Annotated in this window: 9 protein-coding genes; 3 read left to right on the top strand and 6 right to left on the bottom strand. The window is 41.2% G+C overall.

From position 1 onward, the window contains the following. Positions 1-26 precede the first annotated feature (26 nt). On the bottom strand, positions 27-830 hold the full coding sequence (locus ABS766_RS00950; RefSeq protein ID WP_408083206.1) for an SDR family oxidoreductase: 804 nt from the start codon (positions 828-830) through the stop codon (positions 27-29). Between the two features lie 124 nt (positions 831-954). Between ABS766_RS00950 and ABS766_RS00955 the strand changes: the two genes are divergently transcribed. Both ABS766_RS00955 and ABS766_RS00960 read left to right on the top strand, forming a co-directional pair. Further along, positions 955-1,533: a Crp/Fnr family transcriptional regulator gene (locus ABS766_RS00955; RefSeq protein ID WP_408083207.1), complete on the top strand. Its 579-nt coding sequence runs from the start codon at positions 955-957 to the stop codon at positions 1,531-1,533. 77 nt (positions 1,534-1,610) lie between these two features. After that, the gene (locus ABS766_RS00960) at positions 1,611-2,498 is read left to right on the top strand and encodes an SDR family oxidoreductase (protein ID WP_408083208.1); all 888 of its coding nucleotides are present in this window, start codon (positions 1,611-1,613) and stop codon (positions 2,496-2,498) included. Between the two features lie 91 nt (positions 2,499-2,589). On the opposite strand, the gene ettA is transcribed toward ABS766_RS00960, so the two are convergent. The 3 genes from ettA to ABS766_RS00975 form a co-directional block, all read right to left on the bottom strand. Then, positions 2,590-4,284, bottom strand: coding sequence for an energy-dependent translational throttle protein EttA (gene ettA, locus ABS766_RS00965; protein WP_408083209.1), 1,695 nt, complete (start codon positions 4,282-4,284; stop codon positions 2,590-2,592). Positions 4,285-4,319: 35 nt separating this feature from the next. Further along, entirely contained in the window at positions 4,320-4,496 is a 177-nt protein-coding gene (locus tag ABS766_RS00970) for a CAL67264 family membrane protein (RefSeq protein ID WP_408083493.1), read from the bottom strand. Between the two features lie 108 nt (positions 4,497-4,604). Continuing rightward, the gene (locus ABS766_RS00975; RefSeq protein WP_408083210.1) at positions 4,605-5,888 is read right to left on the bottom strand and encodes an NAD(P)/FAD-dependent oxidoreductase; all 1,284 of its coding nucleotides are present in this window, start codon (positions 5,886-5,888) and stop codon (positions 4,605-4,607) included. A gap of 243 nt (positions 5,889-6,131) precedes the next feature. Between ABS766_RS00975 and ABS766_RS00980 the strand changes: the two genes are divergently transcribed. After that, the gene (locus ABS766_RS00980; protein ID WP_408083211.1) at positions 6,132-7,130 is read left to right on the top strand and encodes a YihY/virulence factor BrkB family protein; all 999 of its coding nucleotides are present in this window, start codon (positions 6,132-6,134) and stop codon (positions 7,128-7,130) included. 59 nt (positions 7,131-7,189) lie between these two features. Here the strand turns inward: ABS766_RS00980 and ABS766_RS00985 are convergent, their stop codons facing one another. Beyond that, positions 7,190-8,038 (bottom strand): alpha/beta fold hydrolase, encoded by an 849-nt coding sequence (locus tag ABS766_RS00985; RefSeq protein ID WP_408083212.1) that lies wholly within the window; start codon positions 8,036-8,038, stop codon positions 7,190-7,192. Positions 8,039-8,146: 108 nt separating this feature from the next. Further along, positions 8,147-9,589 carry a sulfatase family protein gene (locus ABS766_RS00990; RefSeq protein ID WP_408083213.1) on the bottom strand — a complete coding sequence of 481 codons (1,443 nt, stop codon included), beginning with the start codon at positions 9,587-9,589 and terminating at the stop codon, positions 8,147-8,149. Between the last annotated feature and the right edge of the window lie 97 nt (positions 9,590-9,686).

Here is a 9,686-nt window from a genome sequence, read left to right on the forward strand (position 1 = left end):
TTGTTGTTGAGTTTACAGGTGCAAAACTACAATTTATAATGTTTCATCAGCATTTTTTCATACACTTTATCCGGCAAAATCTTTTTAAGCGTAATAGAAAATTTCTGCATAAAAGCCCCTACCCGGTAATGCACAGCGGGGTTAGGGTCTTTCATAACGGCATAAATAGCTTCAGCCATCTGCTGGGGGTTGCTCCCGGCATCCACATGGTCGTTCATAGTACTTAACGTGGCGCCGTATGTGGCCTCATAAGGAGATCCTTTTACAACAGGGGCATGGTAACGCCCTGCCGCTATATTGGTGGCAAAATCACCGGGTGCCACACTGGTTATGGTAATACCAAAAGGCCTAGCCTCCATACGCAGGGCTTCGGTAATCAGCTCCAGTGCCCCTTTAGAGGCACTGTATACACCACGGTAGGGCAACCCCATATAGCCTGCAATAGAAGTTATATTTATAATCAGGCCATTTTTTTGTTTACGCATTTGGGGCAGCACAGCTTTCATTACCTCAACAGGCCCAAACAGGTTTACCTCAAAATTATTTTTTATTTCTTCGGAAGGAATTTCTTCAATAGGGCCCGTAATGCCCACACCGGCATTGTTCACCAATACATCTATAGCCCCTGCTTCATCAATTACCTGCGCTACTGCTCTTTTTATGCTATCGGTATTACGCACATCAAGCGCCACCAGCGGAAAGGGAGAATCGCTTATTTTTTCAGGGTTACGGCTGGTACCGTATACATTATACCCTTTAGAAACCAGAAATTCACCGGTAGCCCTGCCGATACCGGTTGATGCCCCGGTAATAAAAACAACTTTTGCCATAATTTATATTTACTGTGGCGAAGTTAAGCAAGTTGTTGGGTTTTTAAAAAAATGAGAAACTAAAAGAGCTAAATATTCTATTCCCGCTTAATTTGATTTTACTGACTTTTAATACTTTTGCTATATGGAATTGTCATTTGAAAAATACCTGAAAGAAAAGACAGCCCTGCCCGATAGTGCAATAAATACTATAAAAGGGCTTGCTATACCGCTTACAGTAAACAAAAATGAATTTCTGTTACAACCCGGGGAGGTTTGCCGCCATAAAATTTTTGTTGAGACTGGTCTGCTCCGAACCTTCAGCATCGGGGATGACGGCAATGAACACACACTTCAGCTTTCACCTGAATTAAGCTGGACACTTGATGTTGAAAGTTACGATTGCGAAACCCCTACCCGTATAAATATAGGCGCCATAGAACCGAGCAACGTTTTATTATGGCGTAAAGCTGATTTTAATACACTGCTGCATGAATTACCCCTGTTAAAAAAATATTCTGAACAGGTTATATCTAATAATATATACTTCAGCCGGCAAAGAATCTTAACTACGCTTGGCGGCACGCCAAAAGATAAATATGAAGAATTTACGCAAAGGTTCCCTCATCTCCTTTCCCGCTTACCGTTACGCATAATTGCTTCTTACCTGGGTATTTCTGTTAAAACATTAACCCGTATCCGTCACGCACAGTTACACCCATAAGTTCAAAATATGGTCAGATGACCATGTTTTTAAAACGGTTTTTAAGTTGTTTTGCTAAACTTAAAAAACTTAATATTATGCATGTATTTGTTACAGGAGCCTCAGGCTTTGTTGGCTCCGCTATTGTTAATGAGTTAATTTCAGCCGGACACACCGTACTGGGATTAGTACGGTGTGAGAGTGCCGCTGAAAAATTAAAGGAAACAGGTGCCACAGTACTTCGCGGTGATGTAAATGACCCTGACACGATAAAACAGGGCGCAACTAGTTGCGATGCTGTTATACACACCGCCTTTAACCATGATTTCTCTCAATATAAAGCAAGCTGCGAGGCAGACCGAAAGGTTATTGACATTTTTGCTAAAACTTTATCTGGAACGCATAAACCACTTATTATAACCTCAGCTATTGGTATACTGCATTATGACCGTTTAGTTAACGAAGATGATACCATTACGGCAGGTGCCGACGTTATACCCCGGGCAGCTTCGGAAGCAGCAGCAGCCAAAGCAGCTGAGATGGGGGTTAATACCTATATAGTGAGGCTTCCTCCCTCTGTGCATGGTAAAGGAGACCACGGTTTTGTGCCTATGATTATTAATAGTGCTAAAGAACATGGGCAGTCGGCATATATTAACGAAGGGCTTAACCGTTGGCCGGCGGTTTGCCGTTTTGATGCTGCCGTGCTTTACCGCCTGATTGCAGAACAGCAGCCTGAGCAAAAAGTTTTTCATGCTGTGGGAGAAGAAGGCGTACCGTTTATAGAAATTGCAAAAGCCATAAGCCATAACCTGCAACTCCCTCTTGTGAGCTTAAACAATACAGAAGCCGAAAACCATTTTGGCTGGCTCACTCATTTTGCTACGATGGATTGCTCATCATCATCCTACAAGACAAGAAAAACACTAAACTGGCAGCCAAAAGGACCTACATTGCTCCAGGATATGGAGGCCTACTATTTTTAAACGTTACTGAATAATATAAATAAGCCCGCTATGTTGTAGCGGGCTTATTTATTTTCCGGCTGGATAGCCATCCATTTTATATTTAATATCATTACCCCCTCATAAGTTTTTTGTATTTTATACGCTTAGGGGTAAGGTCTCCACCAAGGCGCTTTTTGCGGTTTTCTTCATATTCAGAGAAACTTCCTTCAAAAAAGTATACCTCAGAGTCGTTTTCAAATGCCAGTATGTGCGTGCACACCCGGTCTAAAAACCAGCGGTCGTGGCTAATAATTACCGCACAACCGGCAAAATTATCCAAGCCTTCTTCAAGGGCACGAAGTGTGTTAATATCAAGGTCGTTAGTAGGCTCATCCAGTAGCAATACATTGCCTTCTTCTTTAAGCGTCATGGCTAGGTGCAGCCTGTTGCGCTCCCCCCCTGAAAGGGTATTTACTTTTTTATTCTGATCGCTACCTCCAAAATTAAAACGGCTCAGGTAAGCGCGGCTGTTTACCTGCCTGCCCCCCATCATTATAAGTTCCTGCCCGTCGGCAAAGTTTTCCCATATAGATTTTTCAGGGTCTATATTACTGTGGCTTTGGTCTACATAAGCAATTTTTACAGTATCACCCACTGCAAATTCGCCCTTATCGGGAGTTTCTTCACCCATTACCATTCTGAAAATAGTAGTTTTACCGGCACCATTTGGCCCTATAATACCTACAATACCAGCCTGCGGCAACGTAAAGTTAAGATTATCATATAGTAATTTATCCCCAAATGCCTTGGCAACACCTTTTGCCTCAATAACATTGGTACCCAGCCTTGGGCCGTTGGGTATATAGAGTTCCAGTTTTTCTTCCAGTTGTTTCTGGTCTTCATTAAGTAGCCTGTCATAGTTTTGTAAACGGGCTTTTTGTTTGGTCTGGCGGCCTTTGGCGCCCTGGCGTACCCAGTCCAGCTCACGCTCCAGGGTTTTCCTGCGCTTAGACGCTGTTTTTTCTTCCTGCTCCAACCGTTTGGCTTTCTGGTCCAGCCAAGAGGAATAATTACCTTTCCAGGGTATACCTTCGCCCCTATCTAATTCAAGAATCCACCCTGCCACGTTATCAAGAAAATAACGGTCGTGCGTTACGGCAATTACCGTACCCGCATATTGCTGCAAGTGCTGTTCCAGCCACAGCACACTCTCGGCATCAAGGTGGTTGGTAGGCTCATCCAGCAATAATACGTCAGGTTGTTGAAGCAGCAGGCGGCACAATGCCACACGCCTTTTTTCACCACCCGAAAGCACACTTATAGGGGTATCAGGCTCCGGTGTACGCAGGGCATCCATAGCTATTTCAAGTTTGGTATCAAGCTCCCACGCATTACTGGCATCAATTTTATCCTGAAGCTCGGCCTGGCGGTCCATCAGCTTTTGCATTTTATCAGCGTCTTCATACACCTCCGGGAGCATAAACTGGTCGTTTAATGCATTAAACTCATCCAGTATAGCTACTGTTTCGGCCACGCCTTCGCGCACTACTTCTATAACGGTTTTATTTTCGTCAAGCTGTGGCTCCTGCTCAAGATAACCTACAGTGTAACCTGGTGAAAACACTACATCGCCCTGGTAGCTTTTTTCTACCCCGGCTATAATTTTTAAAAGGGTAGATTTACCCGAACCGTTAAGCCCCAGTATACCAATTTTAGCCCCATAGAAAAAACTGAGGTAAATATCTTTTAACACCGGTTTGTTGCTGCCCTGGTAAGTTTTATTTACCCGGGACATTGAGAATATTACTTTTTTATCGTCTGACATATTATTTATTTCAGTTTTTAAATCTTTTTCATTTATTATACGCGCCCTTTGAGTGCATTAAAAACCCAGGCTATGGCCAAAAAACCAATACCTACAGCTCCAAAGCCATAACCGGCTACTTCATCATACTTAAAAGCTCCCATACATATAAGCAAAACTCCCATTACAATCATTATAAAGGTTGCCCAGGCCAGCACTGTATTTTTATTCATCATTTAAATCAAATTTACGTTGCAAATATCGTTTATTTTAAACAAAGAAAAAAAGCCACCCTTATGTAATGGAGTGACTCATTTTCTGCACATATACAATTAAGTATATCAGTTGTTTTCATGTATCGGTTCTTTGTGCTTTTTCTCAGGGCGTATAATCATACGCAGCGGCTGGTCCATAGAAAAATAGGATGTCATCCAGTTCCAGAATGTGGTGAGCCTGTTCCTGTAGGTAATAAGCGATATAAGGTGTATAAATAACCACATTAGCCAGGCAATAAAGCCTTTAAAATGCATTTTGGGTTTGGGGAGGTCTACCACAGCTTTGTTTTTACCTATTATAGCCATAGAGCCTTTATCATTATACTTAAAAGGCACCAGCGGCTCATTCTGCACTGTGTTTTTAAAGTTTTTGGCTAAGTGCTTGCCCTGCTGTATGGCAACCTGTGCCACCTGTGGGTGCCCATGCGGAAAATCTTCATCAGTTAGCTGTATGCAGGTATCACCAATAGCATATATATTATTAGTATTAAAAACTTTATTATAAGCATCAACACTCATACGCCTGCCCCGGCCATAGCTTTCAGCCGGCAGCCCATTAAATACGCGTGCTGAAACCCCCGCTGCCCATATAAGGTTTTTAGAAAGTATGGTTTCACCGGTATGCAGGTGTACCGTATCATCTTTATAATCGGTTACCCGGCTGTTCAGTTTAATAATCACTCCCAGTTTAGAAAGTGCCTCATACGTATCTTTTTGTGATTGTTCACTCATTGGTGCTAAAAGGGCGTCGCCACCGTCAACCAGATATATGTTACTTACACTGGTTTTCAGCTCAGGATATTCCTTCCGCAGCACACCGCGGCGCATTTCAGCAAACATGCCCGAAACTTCTACACCCGTAGGGCCTCCCCCAGCTACAACAATGTTTAGGTATTTACGGCGCTCACGGCTGTTTTTATGCAATGTAGCCTTTTCCATACGCTGCAACAGCTTGTTACGCATTTCAATGGCATCATTAAGGGTTTTCATAGGTATGGCATTTTTTTGCACATTCTCCATACCAAAATAATTGGTTTCGGCACCTGTGGCAAACACCAGGGCATCATAACTTATTTCGCCGTTATGAAGCACCGCTATATTCTGTTCGGGTTTTACTTCTAAAAATTCACCTAAACGAAAGTGGATATTATCTTTTCCCCTGAAATATTTCCTGAAAGGATAGCTTATACTCGACGGTTCAAGGTATGCTGTGGCTACCTGATAAATAAGCGGAGGAAAAAAATTATAGTTATTTTTATCTACCAGCGTAATATCAAATTGCTCATTATCTGCCAGTTCATTAGCCAGGTTGATACCTGCAAAACCACCTCCTATAATTACAATCTTCATTTTAATAATATTAAGAATTTACTGTATTTTCCTTATAAAATTACGTATTTAGCAGCAACATGCAAAGCAGCAAAAGCAGGTAAGGCTAATTTTATGAAATAATTGGCTCTTTATTCCTGTAACTAATGCCATTGGCATAAAATAAAACTTTTTAGCGCCTGAAAATTGTATAGTTATGTTAATATAATAGTATTTACTTATACCTTATTTTAATTTTATACTTAAATAAAGCTGACACGTTATATGAAGAATTATTTTACAAAAAAATCACTCAAAAATGGGTTTACTATATTAAAGAAAGCCGGTGCGGGCTTTATGCTGGATAAGGGGTTAAAATTAAGTGCCTCCCTGTCATATTACACAGTTTTCTCGCTTGCACCATTATTATTATTAATAATATCTATAACAAGTGCGGTTTTTGGGCGTGATGCCATTGAAGGACGGGTTTTTAGTGAGTTAAATGATTTATTAGGAGATAAAGCGGCAGACCAGATACAGGTAGTTATACGGAACATGGAACTTTCGGGCAAAACAACAATTTCTCTTATTATTGGTGCTATTACACTGGTAATACTTGCCACAACAGTTTTTGGGGAAATACAGGATTCTATAAATATGATATGGAAAATAAGGGCTAAGCCTAAAAAAGGGTGGCTAAAGCTTTTAAAAGACAGGCTACAGTCTGGTTCTATAATAATAGGACTTGGCTTTTTACTTATTGTATCGCTTATTATTAACGGGGCACTGGTAGCGCTTAACGATATATTAAAACAATATTTCCCAAACGTTACTTTGGTTATTTTTAATGCTGCAAACATTATTATTGGCTTTTTGGTTATTATGACGCTTTTCGGCGTAATATTTAAAGTATTGCCCGATGCCCGCATAAAGTGGAAAGATGTGAGGGCCGGTGCCTTCTTTACGGCCTGCCTTTTTATGCTGGGCCGTTACCTGATAGGGCTTTATATAAGTACCACGGGTGCAGGGTCTCCGTATGGTGCAGCAGGGTCACTTATCATTATATTGCTGTGGGTATATTATACCGCTGCTATAATGTATTTTGGGGCAGAATTTACCCGTATGTATGCCATTTTTAAAGGCCGGCGCATACGTCCCAGTGAATATGCAGTATATATTGAGCAAAAAGAGGTTGAATATCATGGCGATATACCGCCTGATAACTGTAAAAGTGATGATACAGACGAAGATTGTGAAGAAGAGCAAGAAGAAAACAAAGTATAAAATGAGAGCCACCTGAATATTCAGGCGGCTTTATTTTTCTATATAGCTAATTCTTCTAATTAAGAGTTTATAAAGTTGATGATATCCTCATTAAACTTATCCTTATGGGTATAAAACAAGCCATGCGGGGCATCGTCATAAATCATATACTCTGCATGCGGAACACGTTTTACGGTTTCTTCGGCCGAGGCATCGATAGGTACGGTTTCATCAGACTTGCCATGAATAACAAGCAGCGGAACTTTTATACTGTCAACATCAGCCCTGAAATCGGTTGTAGCCCAGGCATCCATTGATTTGATGGTAGCATAACCTGCGGAGTTAAGTGTAAGCATAAGGTCTCGTTGTAAAAATGCATCACTTACCGGTTTATTAAACAGGTGCACCCCATAGAATTTTTTTGCAAAGTCGGCCAAAAATGCCGGCCTGTCTTCCTGCAGCTGGTTTTTAATGTCATCAAACATATCCTGTGGCAACCCTGTTGGGTTATCATCCGTTTGTAACAGGTAGGGGGTAACTGCACTTGCCAGCACGGCCTTTGTTACACGTCCATCAGCATTATATTTAGAAAGGTAACGGGCTACTTCTCCCCCACCCATAGAAAAACCAACAAGGGTTACATCTGTCAGCTCCAGCTCTTCAATTATAAGTCTAAGGTCTTGTGCAAAGGTGTCATAATCATAACCATCCCATGGCCTTGACGATTTTCCGAAACCACGGCGGTCATAAGAAATTACCCTGATATTATGTTTAGGTAATTCGTTATACTGGTATTCCCACATTTCATTGTTCAGGGGCCATCCATGTATAAGCACTACAGGCTTGCCACGGCCAATATCCTGGTAAAATAATTTGACTTCTTCATAACTTCCTGATAAACTAACCGAGTTTGTTTTGATAAAAGGCATAATAAATTGTTTTTTGTTAGTAATAATCTCATTATAAAATTACTAAGCAAAAAAAAAGCATCACGTTGATTAAGATACATTTATGAGTTAATAAAAACCTAAAACGAATTATTTAACTGTGGCAGCAGGTCTTACATTGGTAGGCTCTATGTGCTGTAACCCATCTCCCAGGTCATTACGTGCTTCCTGGGCATATTTTTTTAATTTTTCAACAACTACGGGGTACAGGTCCAACACATTATAACGCTCGCCGGGGTCATGAGCTATATCATACAACCCCATAGGTTCTTCCTCTTTTATAATTTTACCGGGCTCCCCGCCACGGCCATGCGGCCCTGTATAAGAATTACTGGTATGTGCAAAAACAAGTTTCCAGTTTTTATAGCGTATAGCCCTCAGGCTGTTACCGTCATAATAATAATAGTATAACTCTCTGGGGCCGGTTTTATCATTACCCGTCCATGCAGGCAGAAAATTTAAGCCATCAATCCGTTCTACCGGCAATTTTGACCCGGTGGCAGCAGCAATAGTAGGTAATATGTCCATACTGGTAATCAGGCTGCTGTTAACATCTCCTGCAGTAACTTTAGATGGCCAGCGGATAATAAACGGTACCCGGGTGCCACCGTCAAAAGCAGTAGATTTGCCTTCCTTAAATCCACCGGCCGATCCTGCATTATCACCAAAATGAAGCCAGGGCCCGTTATCGCTGGTTACAATAAGTATAGTATTTTCTGCAATACCGTTTTCATCAAGTGCTTTCATAATTTCACCTAAAGACCAGTCAAGCTCCATTATAACATCACCAAAAAGCCCCATGCCACTCTTACCTTTAAATCTATCCGACGGCACCAGCGGCGCATGCGGCATAGGGTGCGCCAGGTATAAAAAAAACGGTTTTTTCTTTTCAGCATTAATAAACTTCACAGCTTTTTCTGTAAGCTCAGCTGTAAGGCTCGAAGCACGCTTATGCGTAATAATTGAATCTACTATTTTATCACCATCATATACGGGTACCGCAGGCCAGTCATACCTTATATCTTTAGGATTGGTTACCCTGATACTGTCCCAGGTTACAGGCCATACATCATGAGAATAAGGAATACCGTAAAAAGAGTCAAAGCCATAATGTATAGGCATATAAGGCGGTTTGTTACCCAAATGCCATTTACCCAGCATAGCAGTATCATACCCGGCATCTTTTAGCATGGCTGCAATTGTTTTTTCTTTAGGGTTAAGTGCCCTGTCTGCTCCAGGCAATAATACCCCTGCCATACCTATGCGGTTGGGATAGCTGCCTGTAAGTAATGATGCCCGTGATGCAGTACACACAGGCTGGCCAACATTAAAATGCGTAAAGCGTGTACCCTGTGCAGCAATCTTATTAAAATTTGGTGTGGGTATCCCGGTCATACCATAAGGTTCGGTATCTCCATAGCCCATATCATCCATTAAAATTATTATTACGTTTGGCTTTTTATCTGATTGGGCAAACAGCACTCCTGAAGACAAATAAACAGTAAAAATAAAGGCTTTAAGCAGGGTATACATTGATGAAAATTTATAGCGAAAATACAATAAAAACCTGTTTGTAAAACAAATTCAAAGAATCAGGTAGGGTATATAATTACATTAACTGTTTAAATTT

It is taken from the genome of Flavobacterium rhizosphaerae (assembly GCF_046000445.1).
Classification (GTDB): Bacteria; Bacteroidota; Bacteroidia; order Flavobacteriales; family Flavobacteriaceae; genus Flavobacterium; species Flavobacterium rhizosphaerae.